Origin of the sequence: Bacillus nitratireducens, from assembly GCF_001884135.1 — a bacterium.
Lineage (GTDB): Bacteria > Bacillota > Bacilli > Bacillales > Bacillaceae_G > Bacillus_A > Bacillus_A nitratireducens.
The window spans coordinates 13672-32422 of the sequence record NZ_MAOC01000085.1 but is presented as its reverse complement, the minus strand read 5'-3'; the positions used below and the strand labels follow the sequence as shown (position 1 = coordinate 32422).

Below are 18751 nucleotides of genomic sequence, written 5' to 3'. Positions count from 1 at the left end.
ATTTTCCACCTCTACTCTATATGAGATACGATGTCACCTAACGCTTCTTTTTGCTTTTCAACAAGTTGGAAGATCCCTTGTTCCGCAGCATCAAGTAGTTCATTTAATTCTGCTCTGCTAAACGTCGCTTCTTCTCCAGTTCCTTGTACTTCAACAAACTGACCTTTTCCAGTCATAATAACGTTCATATCAACGTCTGCTTTAGAATCTTCGGCATAATTTAAATCTAAAACGACACCTTGTTCTTCAACAACACCTACTGACGTTGCCGCTAAATAATCTTTTACAGGAATTTTAGATACTTTGTCTGCTTGCAATAACTTTTCAAAAGCTAATACCATTGCTACATAGGCACCTGTAATTGAAGCTGTTCTCGTTCCGCCATCCGCTTGAATTACATCACAGTCAATCCAAACCGTTCTTTCGCCAAGCGCTTCTAAATCAACAACCGCACGTAATGCTCGTCCAATTAAACGCTGGATTTCCATTGTACGCCCTGTTACTTTCCCTTTACTTGACTCCCTGATTGTACGTTGCTCTGTCGCACGTGGAATCATTGAGTATTCTGCCGTTACCCAGCCTTTTCCTTCTCCACGCATAAACGGCGGTACACGCTCTTCAATTGTCGCTGAACAAATCACCTTTGTATCCCCGACTTCAATTAGTACCGATCCCTCTGGATGTTTTAAATAATTTGTATGAATATGTATATGGCGTAGCTCTGCTTGTCCTCTACCATCTACTCGCATAAAAATAACCTCCTCATAACTACTCTCATTAGTATAGCCAAATTTAAATGTACGATATGTATAACAATAAAAGAAGGGGAACTCAAAAAGCAATTCCCCTTTCTTACATAAGTATATCAAATTATTCGCGATTAAAAACTACCTGTATTCACGTTTTGTGGACGATTAACAGGTTTTGTTAACTTTTCACCTTTCTCATCCATCAAATTCGCTTTCCCATTCACTTCAATAGAAACATTTTTCACACCTTGTTTTTCTGTTAAAGATAAGACTAACGACTTCAATACGTAATTTGAAATTACACTCTTGTCTTGGTTCGCAAATATATTTTCATTAAAGTTTAATGTAATATTTCCGTTCTCCAGTTTCGGGTTCGTAATAAGCTTAGCTCCTGGATTAAAATCATTTAATAGCGACCCTTGAATCGGACCTTTTACAAGCTCATCCACAATTGCCGCGTAATCATTTTCTTTTCCTTCTGCAACACGTCTTGTTACCGGTACGTAATATTGCTGCTTATTATTATTTTGCGCCATAAAGTAAAGTGTAACCGGTTTTGTATGCGTTACATCTGCTACTTGTTCATCATCAAAGTTAATTCCATTCGCACGACTTACACCTTCACCAAGCGGTGTACCCGCAACAGGCATCTTCGCTAGCTTTTCACCATTTATTTGGAACTGCACTTGTTTTATTTCTGTAAATTGAGTCAAAGTCCACGCTACTGATTCAACAATTTGACGCTCTTCTTCTTTTGAATAATTTTTCATTTCTTTAGAGAAATCAATTACTGCTGTCCCACCTTTTTTCAAATCCAAGGTCATCGTCGTATTCGCTGGAAGGACTGCTCGAAATCCATTTGGCAATAAATTTGTTACTGGTCCATCTTTCACAAGATACTCTAACGTTTGCTTTACAACTTCATTCGCTTTCGGAGTAGGCATTGCAATAGTTTGCGGTACGACATATCCATTTTTATCAACGAGGTATAACTCTCTATTTACTGTTTGCCCTTGTTTATCTTTTTTAGCTGTTTCTTTCTTTTCACCTTCTGTATACGTAACTTTTTTCGGTGGATCAATTTGTTCTGTTGCTTTCTCTTGATTTAATAAGCCACACCCTGATAATAAAATCGCACTCACAGTAGCACCAACAACCCATTTAAAAGTGGATTTAGGCATGCCATTCCCCCCTAAAATCTAAGTTTGTACTATTATGTATACGAGCTGTTTCATATTTTAGAACAAGCTATAGCTACTTACACAGAAAAAACCCCTGATTTCTCAGGAGTTCTCTTATATGAATCTACTATTATTCTGTTTCTAAATTAATATGCTTCACATTTTCAATCGGCTGACCGAACCACTTTGATGCAATTTCTTTAAACAGACCTATTTTACCAGTCGTTAAGAAGAGGTGATCACTTTGTTCCTCTCCCTCATTCAACATTTTACTATGGTATAAAATTGTACTTACTTCACGCGCTGTTTCATCACCCGAACTAATTAATTGCACTTGATCTCCCATTACCTTTTTTATAACAGGACCTAAAATCGGATAATGTGTACACCCTAAAATAAGTGTATCAATGTCAGTACTTTTCAACGGTTGCAATGTTTCTCTTACAACTTCATACGCCATTTCACTTTCGAAATTCCCACTCTCTACAAGCTCAACGAATGGTGGGCACGCTAAACTTTCTACCATAACACGGTTATTAATAGATTTTAGCGCCTCTTCATAGGCACCACTTTTTACTGTTCCAATCGTTCCAATAATCCCAACATGATACGTATTCGTCACTTTTAAAGCTGTACGTGATCCTGGATGAATAACTCCAACTACCGGAATTGGCAACTGTTTCTGCATTTCTTCCAACACAACCGCAGTTGCTGTATTACACGCAATCACTAACATTTTGATATTTAAATCTAATAAATGCTCCGTCATTTCCCACGTAAATTGACGCACTTCTTCACGAGAACGCGGACCATAAGGGCAACGTGCTGTATCCCCTAAATATATAATACGCTCTTTCGGCAACTGACGAATTAATTCCTTCGCTACTGTTAAACCGCCCACTCCTGAATCAATAACACCGATCGCTCTATTCAACTTAATCACCCGTTTTCTCATTCATCATCTTATTTTATCATTATATTTTACACACTTTAAGTTCGCTCACTTAAACTGCTTCTGTATGAAAATTTTCATTTGTACCTGTATAGACTAGGACCTTTTTTATTTTGCTCCTTTTTTTCATAATTTGCAAGACAGAAAAATAACCGACCTTCTATATAAAGTGCGTATCTACCCCGCTATTTACCGGACAGTAAGACCCCCACCTCAAAATTCAGCGAAAGCAAAGAAGTTAGGTGGGGGATCGGGCTGTCCATAAAAGCCCGATTGGTGTGGGCTAATAATTAGTGGGGGATGCCCCCCACTAATTAAAGTTTCACTTTATTGCTCCATCTTTTTTTGGAAAGAAGACATTCCTATTAATAAGAAGAAATGAGCAGAAATTAAAATGATGATTAAAATAAAATTCAAACGATAACTATTTGTAGATTCCATAACCTTGCTCGCTACAGCTGGTCCAAATGCCATACCGAAAAAGTTAATTAAATTATATAAACCAAGACCGACTCCAACTTTAGCTGGATGTAATGTTTTCGGTATAAATGTGTTTAATGATACTTGAATAGCTGAATAACTCATAAATGTTAAAATAACCGCCACTAAAATAATGATTAAGTTCCCGTTCGGAATAAGCCCTAAAATTAAAAAGCCAACGATCATAACTACAGACGCTACATAAATCATTCTTACATTCCCAAACGAAGGGACAATCTTTCCCGTAATAAAACTAGATACAATACCAAAGAGTGATGCAACAAACAATGCAATTCCGATAACGAATGGCGACAATCCGTGCACTCTTCCTAACAGTAATGGCAATAATAATAGACTAGCACATAACGCCACATTAATTATAAACCCGACCGCTATTAAACGAAGAAATGGTTTGTTTGAAAATAACTCAATATCAATAAATGGATGCTCCGCGTTCTTCATACGAACCGTGAATAAAAATAAGAAAGCTACCGATAACACAAATAGCCAACTATTAATATTGACACCTAATAAAACAGTTGTAATGAATGCAAATAATAAAGCCGCTCCAATGTAATCAAAATGAAACGCTTCATCCGTATGCTGCGCTTCTTCTGGCATAAATTTTATAAGCAAGAAAATCCCAACTACTGAAATAACCATAAATAAAAATAAATATGGCCACCCTAATGTATTTGTAATAGCCCCGCCAACTAAAGGACCAATACCTATTGCTAATGCAATAGAAGAACTAATCATCGCTAATGCACCAGGCTTCTTAGCAGGAGCAACTAATTTCGCCACTGCAATCATACTAAGCGCAATAAATGCAGCTCCTCCGCTCGCCTGCACTAATCTTGCGAAAATGACAATCGCATAAGATTGATTTACAAATCCAATAATGGACCCAACTACAAATATGATTATTGAGATAATTAATAGTTTTTTTACACTGTAACGATCCGCTAGTTTCCCATATACCATCGAACCAATACCGACAACTAAAGAATACCCTACTACAACCCAACTAACTTTCGATTGACTAATTGATAAATCATTAGCAATACCCTCTAACGCTACATTAAATAAAACCGCATTCATAGGTCCTAATAAAACGATAAAACATAATGTGAAAACAAACCATTTTGAATGGTCACTTATATCTTTCCCCATGTGTAACACCTCTTCTGATTGTAGTAACTGTAAATGAAAAATAAAGTGGTTTAGTTCCTCTATCACTACTAAACAACTTCATCAAATGTATAAAAGATGATAATTTATCGCGCGACAAACTGAATTCGAAACGAAACATGTATGTTGTTCGATATTCATGGAACTATCATAGTTTCAGCATTACAGTTTGTCAACGAAAAATATACAAAGTAAACTAATTTAGCTTTTTTAGTTTACTTTGTTCAAAAATTGTTATACACTAATTTCGAATCCGGTATAAGGGGGACTGACATGGTTATTCAAATTTACAATTTCTAACTTAATAAAACTAAGTAAATAAAGAACTTTTATATAGAAGAAACACTACAGGAGGATTATGATGAAGAAAAAAATGTTAGTTGTATTAACGAGCATAGAAAAATACCCAAATTTAAATAGAGCTACCGGGCTTTGGCTTGGTGAAGCTGTCCATTTCGTTAAAAAAGTAGAAGAAGCTGGTTACGAAGTAGATTATGTCAGTCCACAAGGCGGCTATACACCGATTGATCCGCATAGTTTAGCGATGGCGGAGAGCATCGATTGGGAATGGTATCAAAAGAAAGAATTTATGAATCGCCTCGGTTCTACCATGAAACCGAGTGAAGTGAATCAAGAAGACTACGCTGTTATTTATTACGCGGGTGGTCACGGAGTTATTTGGGACTTCCCAGAAAACAAAGAACTTCAAAATATTAGCCGCAACATTTATGAAAATGGCGGAATTGTTTCCTCTGTTTGTCACGGAGCTGCTGGTTTATTCCATATCACATTAAGTAACGGGGATCGTTTAATTAACGATAAAAAAGTAACAGGATTCTCAAATGAAGAAGAGAAACTAGCTGAATTAGATCAATTCGTTCCATTTTTAACAGAAGATGAACTCGTTAAATATGGGGGACTTTACGAAAAAGCTGCGCAACCTTGGGAAGCTTACGCTGTAGAAGATAATCGTGTAATTACTGGTCAAAACCCTGCTTCAGGTGGTCCAGTAGCTGAATTAGTATTAAAACAGTTGCAAAAATAATATGTACTAAAAAAGCAGATTTCCCTCTAGCAAAGGAAATCTGCTTTTTTACGAAATCATTTGTAAATTAGCTATAATTTCTTTTTCAATTTCAGAATCATCAACTGCATCTAAAAATTCCGGTTTAAACAGTTGGTATTTCTTCAAATTGTAGAAATCAAGTATCGCTTGCTTTAACGTAATATCGTACTGAATACAAAAAGTATGATCTATAATGCGTCTTAACATCACATCATCTTGCACCATAAATAGTTGCGCATTCATTTTATTAAAGTAACCTTGTTCCATACCCGACTCAAAAAACATTTGCAAATTATGATTGCGATTTTGTTGTGCAGCGACTAATTGATCCGACAAATGCGGATACGCTTCTTTCAAATCTTGTAAAAAGACATCCGAAATATACGTCACACATTTTAAAGAATGGATAAACGTCTTTTGGAAACGTTCTGTAAACGACATACTTTCATCTTGATTATCCGCATCTCCTTCAAGAAGATAATTTATAAAATCCTCTACTACCGCCTCAATAATCTCATCTTTCGAAGAAAAACGTTTATATAAAGTAGCTTTACTAATATCCATATATTTCGCAATTTCATCTATTTTTAATTGGCTAAAACTCGTCTTTCGAATAACGGGCTTTATTTTATTAATATACGTATTTGCACACGCTACTTTTCTCATTTAAAAGAGCCTCCCCTTTTGTTCATACAAAATAGTATAGCAAATTCATGAATGTTTATAAATGAAGTTATTATACTCATTACGTCTTTTTAGTTTATTACAATTTCAATCTACGCTATACATAAAAAGTACCCGCTACCTTTGTTAGTAGCGGGCACCTTTTCTATAATTTATTTACAGCTCTTTTTATAGCTTTCCCTATTTCCATACTAGACTGCGGATTTTTCCCTGTAATTAAATGTCCATCTACTACTACATGTGGCGTGAAATTAGGTGCTACATAAAATAATGCCCCTTCTTCTTTCAACTTACTTTCTAGCAAAAATGGAACTCGATTTTCTAAATGCACAGCTGTTTCTTCATCATTTGTATAACCTGTTATACGCTTACCCGCAACAAAAAACGAGCCATCTTTATTTTTCACACCGACCAAAGAACTTACTCCGTGACAAACAGCCGCTACAATCCGGTTATTGTTGTACATGTTCTCAATCAAATTCGCTACATATGGATTACCTGGAAAATCCACAATAGCCCCGTGTCCACCACCAAATAAAACTGCATCATAATCTAAAAAATGAGCCTTCGAAATCGGCTTCGTATTTTGCAATAAAGAAGCGATATACTTAAATTCACGAGGTATGCCATTCGGAATAGACACTCTATCAATAGGTACCCTTCCACCTTCTATAGATACAAGATCAACATCGAACTTAGCCTTTTTAAATAAATTATACGGAGCTGCGAGCTCTTCAAGCCATAAACCAGTCGGGTGTCCATTCATATCATGAGCGCTTGTTGAAACTAACAATATCCTTTTCAACATATCCCCTCCTTACTACCTATTTATGTATGAAACATTCTTATCATTCATATAGCACATGAAACAAACAGAAAAATAGCCGACTCTTCATATAAAAGTCGGCTTTCTTTTTATAGCTCGAGCTCTCCCATACGAAGAAGCTCAACAACTGCTTGTGAACGTCCTTTAACTCCTAGCTTTTGCATTGCATTTGAAATGTGATTGCGTACTGTTTTTTCACTTATAAAAAGTTCACCTGCAATTTCCTTCGTCGTTTTATCTTGAACGAGTAATTCAAATACTTCTCTTTCTCTCTTTGTGAGTAACGGTTTAGATTGATACGCTTTTTCCTTCAACTGGTATAACCCTCCTTGCTTAAGCCAGAGCTGTATATGTGTAAGTTGGGTGTTTATTTAGTCAAGATATTGTATGAACGAAATGTGCAGGTGGTGAATGAAAATGGGCTTTATTTCCTATGTTATTTTAGACTTTTATACAGTGCGGATACTCTTTTTATCCACTTACTTTCCAGTACGCCATATTTGTTCTAGCAATATACTTACAACTGTACCTACAAATAAACCATTCCCGAATATATATTGCATAACAGACGGCAATGATTGGAGTGCTCCAGACGGTAAAAACATAACGCCGCTGCCAAATAATACTGCAACTCCTAAAATCGTTACATTCCTTTCGCTGAGCTCCACTTGTTTTATATTATTAAATCCAATTCCAATTAACTGTACGAACGAAGCCATTAAAACTGCAGATGCGACAGCGGATGGTAAAGACGCTAAGTAACGAATAATACTTGGAAAAAGAGACATTATGACTAGTAACGCACATGCCATTAAGAACGATCGTATATATTTTTGTTTTGTTAAGCGTATAAATCCTGCCGTCGCTGGTAACGGAACGACACCTACAGTTGAAAATACAGAAGAAATGATATGTGAAATCCCTCCAACCCACGTACCATCCTTCAACTGTTTCTGTTCAATGGTCCCTTTTTGAATGGTAGCTTGATTGATCGCTATAATAGCTGCCACTGTATTAGAAACTAAAATACATACCATAACGAAACTTGATACAGCCATACCTGTATTCCATTTTGGAAGTCCCCAAGCAAATATATGTGGAAGTTGCACAAAATGAGTTACTTGAGATGGAATCGTCACTTTTCCTGCAATAAGAAAAATAATCCACCCGCTAATTAATCCTATTAAAACTGCATAACTTTTGACAAAACCTTTTCCAAAATTAGATAGTATAATAACGAACAAAAATATACTAAACGCAATTATCGCTGTAAATCCATCGATTTGAGAAATAGTAGCTGTAATTCCTAGCATTCCTTTTAAAAATACACCACTTAATTGTAAACATAATAAAAGTAAAAACGTTCCTGTCACAACTGGCGTAAATAAAAATAAAATACGTCCTATAAAACCAGTTACACCTAATCCTATTAAAATAACACCGGAGATTATCATTCCTAATTCTAAAATTTGCAATGTACTATGTAATTGATCCTGCCCTACGGTAGCATAAGCAAGTACGGTAAATACACCAACCCAAGATCCAGCTGGTCCATCCGCAATAGGCAGTTTATGTCCAAGCCATCCTTGTAAAAAAGAAGATATACCAACTACGAAAAACGTACGTTGCATTAAATAAAACACTTCTTCCGTCGTAAGATGAAATAATCCGCCAACGACAATTGGTAGTGCGATTGAGTTTGCTAATAAAAAAATAAACCATTGCAAAGTTCCCATAATATGATTTTGGTTATGTTGATTATCCAAAATTTTCATCCCTTCTAGCTTTCCTATAAAAAATATATTGTAATAACAAAAAAGAAGAGTTCTATATTCTCAATTAGAACTCTCCTCAAGGCATTTAAACAATTCTTCTACACAAGATTATTTAATTCCACCTCATTTAAGCTTCCAACAACAATATTTCCTTTATGCACGACTAAACGCTTCTCTGTTTGACGCGCTACCGCTTCAGCTGTACATGTTGCATTCGTCAAAATAAAACTCGCTTCATCTCCTACATTCGGCCATGCTCGCTTCCCTTCATTGTTTAACGTTTCTTTTCCTCCCGTAATAAAGCGAAGGGCTTTTCCTAAAGACCTTTCGTCACTCCATCCAAAACGCTCTGCTAATCGATTTGCCTTTTGAAGCATATCGCCAGTTCCAAACGGCGACCAATGATCTGTAATACTATCATTTCCTAATGAAACTTTAACACCTTTTTTATCTAATAACGGAATTGGGATTACTTGTTTACCAATTGGCACGGTTGAAGTAATATCAATCTTCAAGGCTGCTAGTCTTTCTGCCACTTCTTCAGCTTCTTTATCCGTAACACCACCAAGTCCAAGCGCATGACTAATTGTTACACGCCCTTGCCATCCAGCTTCTTCTGTTAGACTTGCCAACCTCTTCATCGTAAACGTCCCCAGATTATTCGCATCATGCAAATGAAGATCAACATCCGCATTAAATTCTACTGCGATATCCATAATTGTATGTAATGATTTTTCGATATCATTATCCACTGTAGCTGGATCCACTCCACCGACTAGATTCGCACCCATACGCATCGCATCTTTTACAAGTTGTACAGAATTACTGCGCAATAATCCATGTTGCGGAAATGCAACTATTCTACCAGACAATCGATTTTTATATGTTTCTAATGCCGCTAACGTTGCCTCTAAATTACGAAGTCCAATAACCGGATCCACATTACAATGCGTTCTAATATTCGTTGCACCATTTCGAAGCAATAACTCTAGCATATTTTCCGCCCTGTCTTGAGCAGTTGCTAATTGCTTTGGCAAAATCCTTTTTTCTTCATTAAAACGTGTGAAAATATTTTCTGCTGGCATACAAGCTTTCCAAGGCCCACTATAATATGTTTTATCAATATGAATATGCATCTCTTCGAAGGACGGTAAAATTAATAAGCGATTGGCATCAAGAGTTACCACCCCTTCCTCTTGAACAATCCCTTCTATAATTTTTTTAATTCGTCCATCTTCAATGAGTAAACTACATAATTCTGTTTCTGTTCGTGAAATTTCCCCTTCTTCATATGCATACCTTGATTCAACCATTACATTAGTCAACCAATATACTGTCATCTCTATTTCCCCACCCTTTATTAAAAATCGCCTCATACCTCTTACTATAATTTTAATATCAGCTGAAAATTAAGACAATTAATATGATCGTTTCTCTAAAAAAATGTAATACAACCTCATAGTCTTCTCATAAATTTCCATATAGAATAAAAGTATGTAGCTTCATATAAAAAAGGAGTTGATCGTTATATGTCAAAAAGATTATGTAAATCCGAAACTGATAAAATGGTATTTGGTATATGTGGTGGTTTAGGAGAATATTTTGATATTAGCTCTACTCTCATTCGCATACTTTGGGTCATTGCTGTTTTATGTTTTGGGACGGGATTTTTAGTTTATTTTATTTGTTTATTACTTATGCCACGTTCGTACTAATGGCATCACTTCATATACTTAAGAAGAGCATATAAAAAATCACCTATAGAATTCTATAGGTGATTTTTTCATGAAGAATATTTCATCGTTAAATGTAATACCGCCACTTCATCCTCTTGATTTTTATAACTATGTTTCTTATTCGCTTCAAATTGGATGGAATCAAACTCATTAAGCTCGTACACATCGTTCTTAACTTGAATCGAAACTTTCCCTTTCATTACTGTTACAAGCTCAATTGCTCCTTCATGATGAGCTTCAGGTTCATATATACTATTCGCTCTCAAACATGCTCGGTGCATTTCCATCCCCGTTTCTTTCGTGTAACGGAACATCGTTTCTAAGTGCCATGCTTGTCCTACATCTACTGCAAACCCTTCTCCGCAGCGCGCAACAGCTACTGGCTCTCCAACAACCATCAATCTCGATAAAGGAATTGATAACCCTTTTGTTATTTTCCAAATGACAGCTAACGTCGGATTCGTTTCTCCTCTTTCGATTTTTCCCAGCGTTAATTTACTCACACCCGTCTTTTGGGCTAATTCTTCTAAACTTAGTTTTTGTTCATTTCGAATTTGTCGTAATAACTGACCTACTTGCTGAATCACTTCTTTTGTTTGTATGTCCTCATTTTCTTTCATCTATAAAACCACCTTAAAATATAAAATAGTTTACTTTTATTAATTTAAAGTATATCATACTATACATAATTATTTAATTCCGAAAGGAGTGTTACACTTCATGCGTGCAATATTATTAGGCCTTTTATCATCCGCCTTCTTTTCTGCAACTTTTATTATTAATAGAGCGATGAATGTATCTGGAACAAGCTGGGCTTGGACAGCTTCCTTCCGCTTTTTATTTGCTCTCCCTATTTTATTCCTTATCGTTTTATTTCGCAAAAACTTAAGGGGGTTATGGGTAGAGTTAAAGAAACATCCATTTGCATGGATCGGATGGGGTTCCGTTGCAGGGATTGGTTTCTATTCTTTATTAAGTTTCGCCGCTGTCTTCTCTCCAGCTTGGCTCGTTGCTGGAACTTGGCAAGTTACTATATTAGCAGGTTTGCTTTTATCACCATTATTTTTCATTAAAATAGAAACGCAATCAGGTACAAAACTTGTACGTGGAAAAATTCCACTACGCAGTTTATACGTCGCTTTATTTATTTTACTTGGTGTAATTTGTATGCAAGCGACTGCAGCAGGCCACATTACAATGAATCAGTTCATTTCAGGCTTTTTACCTGTCGTTTTAGCAGCTTTCTTATATCCCTTCGGCAACCGAAAAATGATGGAACTTGTTGGTGGGCGCCTTGATACATTCCAACGTGTATTAGGAATGGCAATTGGAAGTCTTCCTATAACGCTTTTACTTGGTATATACGGATTTTCCACTACTGGTATTCCATCATCAACTCAAATGCTTCAAGGATTTTTGTTAGCACTATGTTCTGGAGTTATTGCGACGATGACATTTTTCTTTGCTACTGATTTAGCAAAAGACAATCTTGCTTTACTTGGAGCTGTTGAAGCAACACAAGCTGGAACGATGGTCTTTACCGTGCTTGGTGAGATTATTTTCTTAAATGGTTCATTCCCTAGTGGTCTGTCACTGATTGGGATGATTATTATCATGTTAGGAATGGTCGTAAATAGCGTTTTAAACCGTTCTGTTCCAGTTATTAAGCAAAAAAAATCGGCATAAAAATAGATATGGTTCTTCTTCATAGAACCATATCTATTTTTATTGTCCCCCTATTTCGCCTTATCAGAATAGTATTTCATTAGCTGTTTATACTAAAACCTATGTTATAATACGTTTCATGCGCAATATTAGGAGGTAAATTATGTTAAAAAAAGCAATCGCTGAATTTATTGGTACATTTGTACTTGTATTATTCGGAACTGGAGTAGCTGTCATTGGTGGCGGAATTGAAGGAATTGGAACATTAGGAATCGCTATGGCTTTCGGTCTATCTATTGTGGCTATGGCATATAGCATCGGAACAATTTCTGGATGTCACATTAACCCAGCGGTATCAGTAGCTATGTTCATCAACAAAAGAATGAACGCTATGGAACTTTGTTATTATGTATTAGCTCAAATTTTAGGTGGTTTATTAGGAACTGCAACGTTAGTAACAATTTTACGCTCTGCTAAAACACCTTTAGATAATTTAGGACAAAATGGTTTTGGAACTCTTGGTTTATCTGGAGCATTTCTAGTTGAATTCATTTTAACTTTCGTATTCATTTTAGTTATCGTTGCTGTAACAGGTAAAAAAGGAAGTTCTTCTCTAGCTGGATTAGTAATTGGTTTTACATTAGTTTTAGTTCACTTATTAGGTATTCCTTTAACTGGAACATCTGTTAACCCGGCTCGTAGTATCGCACCAGCTTTATTCGCTGGCGGAGAAGTACTTTCTCAACTATGGGTATTCATCGTTGCACCAATTCTTGGTGGTATCGTAGCAGCTATTGTTGGTAAATTCATTTTAAATACTGAAAAATAGAATTTTCAATATTTCTGAATAAAAAAAGGCGAGCCCTCACTATGAGGATGCTCGCTTTTTTATTCTTTAATTTTCGATTTTAAATTTGTAACTAATTGCTCTACCGTTACATTTGCAAGTACGTTTTCCATCGCTTCTTGCGCTTGCATTAAAATAATTTCTAATACTGATTGAATATTAGCTCCTACTGGACATTCAATGTTGGGATTTTCATGGAAGGAAAATAGATGTCCTTCTTCTACAACTTCCACTGCTTTATATACATCAAGTAATGTAATTTCTTCTAAATCACGAGCAAGTGTCGTACCACCTTTACCAGCTTGTACATCAACAAGTCCTGCTCTCTTCAACATTCCTGTAATGCGACGAATCACAACTGGATTTGTATTCACACTACCAGCAATCCATTCAGAGGTACAGCGAGAGTTTCGATCTATCGCAAGTAACGTTAACATATGAACACCTACTGTAAAACGACTACTAATTCCCATCTGCACACCCTCCTTTTTATTCATTCTATTAAAAGACGACTCTTATCATTATATACTATTTTTAATTTATACATAAAGAAAAAGCATGATTCCATTAGAAAACCATGCTTTTCTCTCCTTATTGACGCTTTATAAATTTCGCTAAATCTTTGAATTTCACTTTGTCTGAGTAATTCATTACTCCGTTTACATAGATACGACTTGTAACAGCATTTAATATACCAATTGTCGCCAATAATACTACTAATGTTATCGTAATCTCTAACATACCTGCTTCACCGGCTACAATCCGAGAGAAGGTGACCATCGGTGTGAAAAACGGAACATACGAACTTACAACAACAATGGTACTATTCGGATCACTTAATGATTTAATACTAATGAAGAATGCAGCCATGATCAAAATCATTACCGGGAAAGATACGGCTTGTAAATCCTCCGTCTTAGACACAACAGCTCCAGCCGCAGCGTACATCATCGCATAAAGTAAATATCCCGTAATGAAATAGACAAGAAACATGCTTATAACCTTTGCATCTAATTTTGTAAAGTCAATTGGAACACCAAATAATGAGGCACTTTCTAAATCGACCCAACCTAGCAAATAAGGAATAAGGTAACCACACGCTAATATTACAAGTTGCAATAACGCCGTTGAAACAACCGCTAAAATTTTCGCATACATCATCGTAAGTGGCTTTACTTTCGGAAGCATTACTTCCATTACACGTGACGCCTTTTCAGATGCAATATTCATTGCGATTGTATTTCCGAAAGCTACAATAAACATATACAAAGCAAATGTAAAGAAATACGCAATTCCGAAAGAAGATGTACGATCTTTTATCGCTTCTTGCTTCACTTGAATTTCTGCTTGTAATTGCTGCGCAATTTCTGGTGAAACATTATTTTTTGCAATCGTCACCATCGTATATTGTTGTTTTAAATAGCCTGCCATAATTGCAGAAGTTGCTTGGCTTGGAAATCCATTATACATATATGTAACCGCTGGAGCCCCATCCTTTTCCGTCACATGGAATAGACCATCTAAATCGCCTTCTTCTACTTGCTTATGCAGTTTATCAAAATCATCCTTTGAACCAACCGTTATTTTTGCTGATGGCAATAGCTTATTTAGCTCTTCTTTTTGTACTTTGTATGTGGAGCTCTCTACTACAACTGCAATTTTATCTTTATCCTTATTTTTATCATCACCTGAAGTAAAATGATTAAATGCAAAAATCCCAAACACCACTAAAAATAAAATCGCACTCGTAATTAATGATTTTTTAGATAAAAATGCTTCTTTAAAATAAAATGAAAATACATGAGAAAATTTACGCATCTTTATTTCGCCCTCTCTACAAAGATTTCGTTTAACGTCGGCTCTAACATTTTAAATTGTCGTAAACCAACACCTTGTTCTTGCAATTGTTGCAAAATCTTTAGAGCTTCTGCATCACCTTGTACTTTCACATAAAGAAGGCCTTGTTGTTTTTCATATGGAACATGTATAGCTTCTAATCCTTTTTCATTCTCTTTTGTATCTTCGATTGTTAAATTACGAAAACCGTATTCTTTCTTAATATCACTTAATTGTCCTTCTACGACTGCTTCACCTTTTTTTAAAATACATACATGTTGGCAAAAAGCCTCTACTTGCTCCATACGGTGACTAGATAAAATAATTGTCTTCCCGCTCTGTACTTGTTCTCCAATAATACTAGCCAACATTCCAGCATTAACTGGATCAAGTCCGCTAAATGGTTCATCCAAAATAAGAAGTTCTGGATCATGAAGAAGAGCAGCAATCAATTGAATTTTTTGCTGGTTCCCTTTCGAAAGTTCTCCTGCTGTTTTGAATTTATATTCTGGGATTGCTAAGCGCTCTAACCAGTGATCAATTGCAAGATCTACTTCTTTTTTCGTCATTCCTTCTAATCTACCAAAATATCGCAACTGATCTATTACTCTACTTTTTGCATATAGTCCTCTTTCTTCTGGTAAATATCCAATTGTTACCCCGCTATCACCAAATGATTTTCCATCCCACGTAATAGAACCTTCATTTGGCGTTAATAAACCCAGTAACATTTTAATTGTCGTTGTTTTCCCTGCACCATTTCGGCCAAGTAACCCTAACACTTCACCTTTCGGTAACGAGATTTGCAAACCATTAACTGCTTTAGATTCTCCGAATATTTTTGTTAAGTTTTGAATTTGTAAACTCAATGTATATATCCTCCCCTTCAATAGCATTCTCACTTTCATAATATGATTGTTTAAAACAACATATAGTAACCTTATTCCATCTTCTTACATACATTCCTTTTCTTCAACTACTTACTGTTTATCACATCTTTTTTATTCACCTTATCTACTATAGGACAAACTACTATATATACAAAAGACAATATGCAAATGTTCATAAAAAAATTTTTATATTTTAATATATAATATAAGATGATTTTCTAACATCAAGGAGGATACATATGAAGATGAAGAGGGGTATTACCACTTTATTATCTGTAGCGGTTCTATCTACATCGCTTGTAGCATGTTCAGGAACACCAGAGAAAACAGTGGCAAAAGAAGAAAAAGTAAAATTAACAGAACAGCAATTAATGGCTGATTTATGGTATCAAACAGCTGGTGAAACGAAAGCACTTTACTACCAAGGGTACAATATCGGTCAATTGAAGCTTGATGCAGCTCTTGCAAAAGGCACAGAAAAAAAACCTGCTATCGTACTTGATTTAGATGAAACTGTTTTAGATAACAGTCCTCATCAAGCTATGAGCGTAAAAACAGGAAAAGGCTATCCTTACAAATGGGACGATTGGATTAATAAGGCTGAAGCTGAAGCCCTTCCAGGCGCAATTGATTTCTTAAAATATACAGAGTCTAAAGGTGTAGATATTTACTACATCTCAAATCGTAAAACGAACCAACTAGATGCAACTATTAAAAACCTTGAGCGCGTAGGTGCTCCTCAAGCAACGAAAGAACATATATTACTACAAGACCCGAAAGAAAAAGGAAAAGAAAAACGCCGTGAACTCGTTTCTCAAACACATGATATTGTTTTATTCTTCGGCGATAACTTATCTGATTTCACTGGTTTTGATGGAAAATCTGTAAACGATCGTAATCAAACAGTGGAAGAATCAAAAGCACAATTTGGTGAGAAATTCATCATTTTCCCTAATCCAATGTACGGTGATTGGGAAGGCGCTTTATATGACTATAATTTCAAAAAATCAGATGCAGAAAAAGATAAAATCCGTCGCGACAACTTAAAATCATTTGATGGAAAATAAAAGAGGATGGCTTTCGCCATCCTCTTTTATTTTCCATTCTCTGTTAAAGGCAAGATAAACACTTCCACACGTCTATTCTTTGCCTTTCCTTCTTGTGTATCGTTCGGAGCAATTGAACGGTATTCTCCATAACCAATTGTACTAAATTTTTCTGGTTGTAATTCTTTATTTTGGAGTAATACCTGCATAAAATTAACTGCACGCTGCGTACTTAATTCCCAATTCGATGCAAACTGCGCATTGGCAATCGGGACATTATCCGTATGACCAGATACTGTAATTTCACGAGGTGACGCTGAAACAAGCAAGTTAGACAGCTCTTTTGCAATCCCTAAAGATTCTAATTTCACATCGGCTTTCCCCGAATCAAACAGCACATTCTCTAGTATTGTCACCATTAATCCCTTTTCAGTTAATTTGGTTTGGAAAGCAGAGGATAATTGGTTCTCATTAATATATTGATCAATCTTTTTTTGTAATGCTTTTAACTCAGCCATTTCTTTTTTTTCTTCGGCTCTAGCTTCTTCTTGTTTTTTTGCTTGTTCCACCTCAAGGCTACTTGCTGATAATTCTTTTTCATCATTTGGCTTTTGATCACTTAAAAACTCTTTATTTCCTGTTCCACCTGCTAGTTCACTATGAAAAGCTACTGCCATCTGTTTAAATTTCGCAGCATCTATACTACTCATTGCAAATAAAACTATAAACAATGCAAACAATAGCGTTAGCATATCAGCATACGGAATTAACCACGTTTCATCAATATGTTCTTCATGCTTTTTCTTTTTACTTCTTCTATTCTTCCTACTCCGCATTTTTTTCCGCTCCTTTTTCTAGCTTTTTACGCTCAGTTGCAGAAAGCGCACCTAAAATGCGGTTTTTCATAATAAATGGATATGTACCTTCTTGTAACATTAATAAACAATCAATAATTAAACGTTTCTTCTCTAATTCAGCGGCAGACTTTTGCTTTAATTTATTTGCAAATGGATGCCATAACACGTAACCTGAAAAGATACCGAAAATCGTTGCAATAAATGCACCTGAAATAGCATGTCCTAACTTTTCAATATCAGTTAAATTTCCAAGTGCAGCTACAAGACCAATAACAGCACCTAAAACCCCTAATGTCGGTGCATATGTACCAGCTTGAGAAAAAATTGCCGCTCCTTTTGCATGCCTTTCTTCAATTGCTTCTAATTCAGCTTCTAAAATTTGTTCTAAATCTTCTGCGGATACGCCATCAATCACAAATTTCATACCACGTAAAAGAAACTCGTCTTCGATTTTATCTAATTGTTGTTCTAAAGACAAAATACCGTATTTTCTACTCTCAGAAGTCCAATGAACAAATAACTCTAGTAACTGTTCATGGCTTAAATCTTTTTTATTTGAACCAAAAAGAACTTTAAATAATTTTGGAAATCTTTTTAGTTGATTCATCGGAAATGCAATACATACTGCAGCAAATGTACCGACAAAAATAATTAGTGCCGCGGCAGGATTCAGTAAGGCCATTATGTCAGCACCCTTGACGACCATTCCTACTACTACCGCCACTACTCCTAAAATGATTCCAATAATTGTTGCAAAATCCATTCCCATTCACTCCTAGTCTATACAAGAAGTCCTTTATTCTTTATAATCGTTACATCTTCTTATATGTATATATTACACAATAAATTAATTTCATGAAAGATAAGAAATGAATTATATGAAAAAATACTACAATTTCACACATTTTCTGACATTTTACGACATTTTCTTTGCATTTCTATTACGTTATGACTCTTACATTTCTTTTTC

At 35.6% G+C, this 18751-nt stretch carries 20 protein-coding genes; 5 read left to right on the top strand and 15 right to left on the bottom strand.

Features of this window, described 5'->3' with window-relative positions:
* Positions 1 to 11: 11 nt before the first annotated feature.
* From rph to BAU23_RS23130, 4 genes are all read right to left on the bottom strand, one after another.
* Complete coding sequence (rph, locus tag BAU23_RS23145) at positions 12 to 749, bottom strand: ribonuclease PH (RefSeq protein WP_001261778.1); 738 nt, start codon at positions 747 to 749, stop codon at positions 12 to 14.
* Positions 750 to 880: 131 nt separating this feature from the next.
* Positions 881 to 1930: a GerMN domain-containing protein gene (locus tag BAU23_RS23140; protein ID WP_001126739.1), complete on the bottom strand. Its 1050-nt coding sequence runs from the start codon at positions 1928 to 1930 to the stop codon at positions 881 to 883.
* A gap of 130 nt (positions 1931 to 2060) precedes the next feature.
* Complete coding sequence (gene racE / locus BAU23_RS23135) at positions 2061 to 2873, bottom strand: glutamate racemase (protein WP_002015338.1); 813 nt, start codon at positions 2871 to 2873, stop codon at positions 2061 to 2063.
* Positions 2874 to 3209: 336 nt separating this feature from the next.
* A complete protein-coding gene (locus BAU23_RS23130; RefSeq protein ID WP_071735216.1) occupies positions 3210 to 4535 on the bottom strand; it encodes an MFS transporter in 1326 nt (441 codons plus the stop codon).
* Positions 4536 to 4914: 379 nt separating this feature from the next.
* Here BAU23_RS23130 and BAU23_RS23125 point away from each other — a divergent pair, with 379 nt between their 5' ends.
* Positions 4915 to 5598 (top strand): type 1 glutamine amidotransferase domain-containing protein, encoded by a 684-nt coding sequence (locus tag BAU23_RS23125; RefSeq protein WP_000728497.1) that lies wholly within the window; start codon positions 4915 to 4917, stop codon positions 5596 to 5598.
* Between the two features lie 48 nt (positions 5599 to 5646).
* On the opposite strand, the gene BAU23_RS23120 is transcribed toward BAU23_RS23125, so the two are convergent.
* The 5 genes from BAU23_RS23120 to BAU23_RS23100 form a co-directional block, all read right to left on the bottom strand.
* Positions 5647 to 6285, bottom strand: coding sequence for a TetR/AcrR family transcriptional regulator (locus BAU23_RS23120; protein ID WP_001233015.1), 639 nt, complete (start codon positions 6283 to 6285; stop codon positions 5647 to 5649).
* Between the two features lie 163 nt (positions 6286 to 6448).
* Positions 6449 to 7111, bottom strand: a complete 663-nt coding sequence (locus tag BAU23_RS23115) for a type 1 glutamine amidotransferase domain-containing protein (RefSeq protein ID WP_071735215.1) — start codon at positions 7109 to 7111, stop codon at positions 6449 to 6451.
* A 107-nt stretch (positions 7112 to 7218) separates the two neighbouring features.
* Positions 7219 to 7443, bottom strand: coding sequence for a spore germination transcription factor GerE (gene gerE, locus BAU23_RS23110; RefSeq protein WP_000659484.1), 225 nt, complete (start codon positions 7441 to 7443; stop codon positions 7219 to 7221).
* 165 nt (positions 7444 to 7608) lie between these two features.
* On the bottom strand, positions 7609 to 8904 hold the full coding sequence (locus tag BAU23_RS23105; protein ID WP_000697132.1) for a purine/pyrimidine permease: 1296 nt from the start codon (positions 8902 to 8904) through the stop codon (positions 7609 to 7611).
* A 98-nt stretch (positions 8905 to 9002) separates the two neighbouring features.
* Entirely contained in the window at positions 9003 to 10244 is a 1242-nt protein-coding gene (locus BAU23_RS23100) for an amidohydrolase family protein (RefSeq protein WP_016130297.1), read from the bottom strand.
* Positions 10245 to 10433: 189 nt separating this feature from the next.
* Between BAU23_RS23100 and BAU23_RS23095 the strand changes: the two genes are divergently transcribed.
* Entirely contained in the window at positions 10434 to 10619 is a 186-nt protein-coding gene (locus tag BAU23_RS23095) for a PspC domain-containing protein (RefSeq protein WP_000044338.1), read from the top strand.
* A 68-nt stretch (positions 10620 to 10687) separates the two neighbouring features.
* Here BAU23_RS23095 and BAU23_RS23090 read toward each other — a convergent pair whose 3' ends face one another.
* Complete coding sequence (locus tag BAU23_RS23090) at positions 10688 to 11260, bottom strand: helix-turn-helix domain-containing protein (RefSeq protein WP_071735213.1); 573 nt, start codon at positions 11258 to 11260, stop codon at positions 10688 to 10690.
* Positions 11261 to 11360: 100 nt separating this feature from the next.
* Here BAU23_RS23090 and BAU23_RS23085 point away from each other — a divergent pair, with 100 nt between their 5' ends.
* Together BAU23_RS23085 and BAU23_RS23080 are read left to right on the top strand one after the other, a co-directional pair.
* Positions 11361 to 12326, top strand: a complete 966-nt coding sequence (locus tag BAU23_RS23085; protein WP_001201661.1) for a DMT family transporter — start codon at positions 11361 to 11363, stop codon at positions 12324 to 12326.
* Positions 12327 to 12468: 142 nt separating this feature from the next.
* Positions 12469 to 13134: an MIP/aquaporin family protein gene (locus BAU23_RS23080; protein WP_071735211.1), complete on the top strand. Its 666-nt coding sequence runs from the start codon at positions 12469 to 12471 to the stop codon at positions 13132 to 13134.
* A gap of 59 nt (positions 13135 to 13193) precedes the next feature.
* On the opposite strand, the gene BAU23_RS23075 is transcribed toward BAU23_RS23080, so the two are convergent.
* The 3 genes from BAU23_RS23075 to BAU23_RS23065 all read right to left on the bottom strand — a co-directional run bounded on the left by BAU23_RS23075 (position 13194) and on the right by BAU23_RS23065 (position 15857).
* Positions 13194 to 13625 (bottom strand): Rrf2 family transcriptional regulator, encoded by a 432-nt coding sequence (locus BAU23_RS23075; protein WP_000512996.1) that lies wholly within the window; start codon positions 13623 to 13625, stop codon positions 13194 to 13196.
* A 118-nt stretch (positions 13626 to 13743) separates the two neighbouring features.
* Complete coding sequence (locus BAU23_RS23070; RefSeq protein ID WP_001224958.1) at positions 13744 to 14970, bottom strand: ABC transporter permease; 1227 nt, start codon at positions 14968 to 14970, stop codon at positions 13744 to 13746.
* A 2-nt stretch (positions 14971 to 14972) separates the two neighbouring features.
* Positions 14973 to 15857 carry an ABC transporter ATP-binding protein gene (locus tag BAU23_RS23065; RefSeq protein ID WP_071735209.1) on the bottom strand — a complete coding sequence of 295 codons (885 nt, stop codon included), beginning with the start codon at positions 15855 to 15857 and terminating at the stop codon, positions 14973 to 14975.
* 260 nt (positions 15858 to 16117) lie between these two features.
* Between BAU23_RS23065 and BAU23_RS23060 the strand changes: the two genes are divergently transcribed.
* The gene (locus tag BAU23_RS23060) at positions 16118 to 16945 is read left to right on the top strand and encodes a 5'-nucleotidase, lipoprotein e(P4) family (protein ID WP_000782762.1); all 828 of its coding nucleotides are present in this window, start codon (positions 16118 to 16120) and stop codon (positions 16943 to 16945) included.
* 26 nt (positions 16946 to 16971) lie between these two features.
* Here BAU23_RS23060 and motB read toward each other — a convergent pair whose 3' ends face one another.
* Both motB and motA read right to left on the bottom strand, forming a co-directional pair.
* Positions 16972 to 17760, bottom strand: coding sequence for a flagellar motor protein MotB (gene motB / locus BAU23_RS23055; RefSeq protein ID WP_071735207.1), 789 nt, complete (start codon positions 17758 to 17760; stop codon positions 16972 to 16974).
* On the bottom strand, positions 17750 to 18544 hold the full coding sequence (motA, locus tag BAU23_RS23050) for a flagellar motor stator protein MotA (RefSeq protein WP_000344849.1): 795 nt from the start codon (positions 18542 to 18544) through the stop codon (positions 17750 to 17752). The genes motB and motA overlap by 11 nt, the downstream gene beginning before the upstream one ends.
* Between the last annotated feature and the right edge of the window lie 207 nt (positions 18545 to 18751).

What these genes read in the sequence shown, in the direction of transcription:
- BAU23_RS23060 (WP_000782762.1), top strand. Translation starts at nt 16,118, where the DNA reads ATGAAGATGAAGAGGGGTATTACCACTTTATTATCTGTAGCGGTTCTA.
- BAU23_RS23075 (WP_000512996.1), bottom strand. Translation starts at nt 13,625, where the DNA reads ATGGGAATTAGTAGTCGTTTTACAGTAGGTGTTCATATGTTAACGTTA.
- BAU23_RS23125 (WP_000728497.1), top strand. Translation starts at nt 4,915, where the DNA reads ATGAAGAAAAAAATGTTAGTTGTATTAACGAGCATAGAAAAATACCCA.
- motA (WP_000344849.1), bottom strand. Translation starts at nt 18,544, where the DNA reads ATGGATTTTGCAACAATTATTGGAATCATTTTAGGAGTAGTGGCGGTA.
- BAU23_RS23080 (WP_071735211.1), top strand. Translation starts at nt 12,469, where the DNA reads ATGTTAAAAAAAGCAATCGCTGAATTTATTGGTACATTTGTACTTGTA.
- BAU23_RS23140 (WP_001126739.1), bottom strand. Translation starts at nt 1,930, where the DNA reads ATGCCTAAATCCACTTTTAAATGGGTTGTTGGTGCTACTGTGAGTGCG.
- BAU23_RS23115 (WP_071735215.1), bottom strand. Translation starts at nt 7,111, where the DNA reads ATGTTGAAAAGGATATTGTTAGTTTCAACAAGCGCTCATGATATGAAT.
- BAU23_RS23100 (WP_016130297.1), bottom strand. Translation starts at nt 10,244, where the DNA reads ATGACAGTATATTGGTTGACTAATGTAATGGTTGAATCAAGGTATGCA.
- BAU23_RS23070 (WP_001224958.1), bottom strand. Translation starts at nt 14,970, where the DNA reads ATGCGTAAATTTTCTCATGTATTTTCATTTTATTTTAAAGAAGCATTT.
- BAU23_RS23105 (WP_000697132.1), bottom strand. Translation starts at nt 8,904, where the DNA reads ATGAAAATTTTGGATAATCAACATAACCAAAATCATATTATGGGAACT.
- BAU23_RS23090 (WP_071735213.1), bottom strand. Translation starts at nt 11,260, where the DNA reads ATGAAAGAAAATGAGGACATACAAACAAAAGAAGTGATTCAGCAAGTA.
- BAU23_RS23085 (WP_001201661.1), top strand. Translation starts at nt 11,361, where the DNA reads ATGCGTGCAATATTATTAGGCCTTTTATCATCCGCCTTCTTTTCTGCA.
- rph (WP_001261778.1), bottom strand. Translation starts at nt 749, where the DNA reads ATGCGAGTAGATGGTAGAGGACAAGCAGAGCTACGCCATATACATATT.
- BAU23_RS23095 (WP_000044338.1), top strand. Translation starts at nt 10,434, where the DNA reads ATGTCAAAAAGATTATGTAAATCCGAAACTGATAAAATGGTATTTGGT.
- motB (WP_071735207.1), bottom strand. Translation starts at nt 17,760, where the DNA reads ATGCGGAGTAGGAAGAATAGAAGAAGTAAAAAGAAAAAGCATGAAGAA.
- BAU23_RS23120 (WP_001233015.1), bottom strand. Translation starts at nt 6,285, where the DNA reads ATGAGAAAAGTAGCGTGTGCAAATACGTATATTAATAAAATAAAGCCC.
- BAU23_RS23130 (WP_071735216.1), bottom strand. Translation starts at nt 4,535, where the DNA reads ATGGGGAAAGATATAAGTGACCATTCAAAATGGTTTGTTTTCACATTA.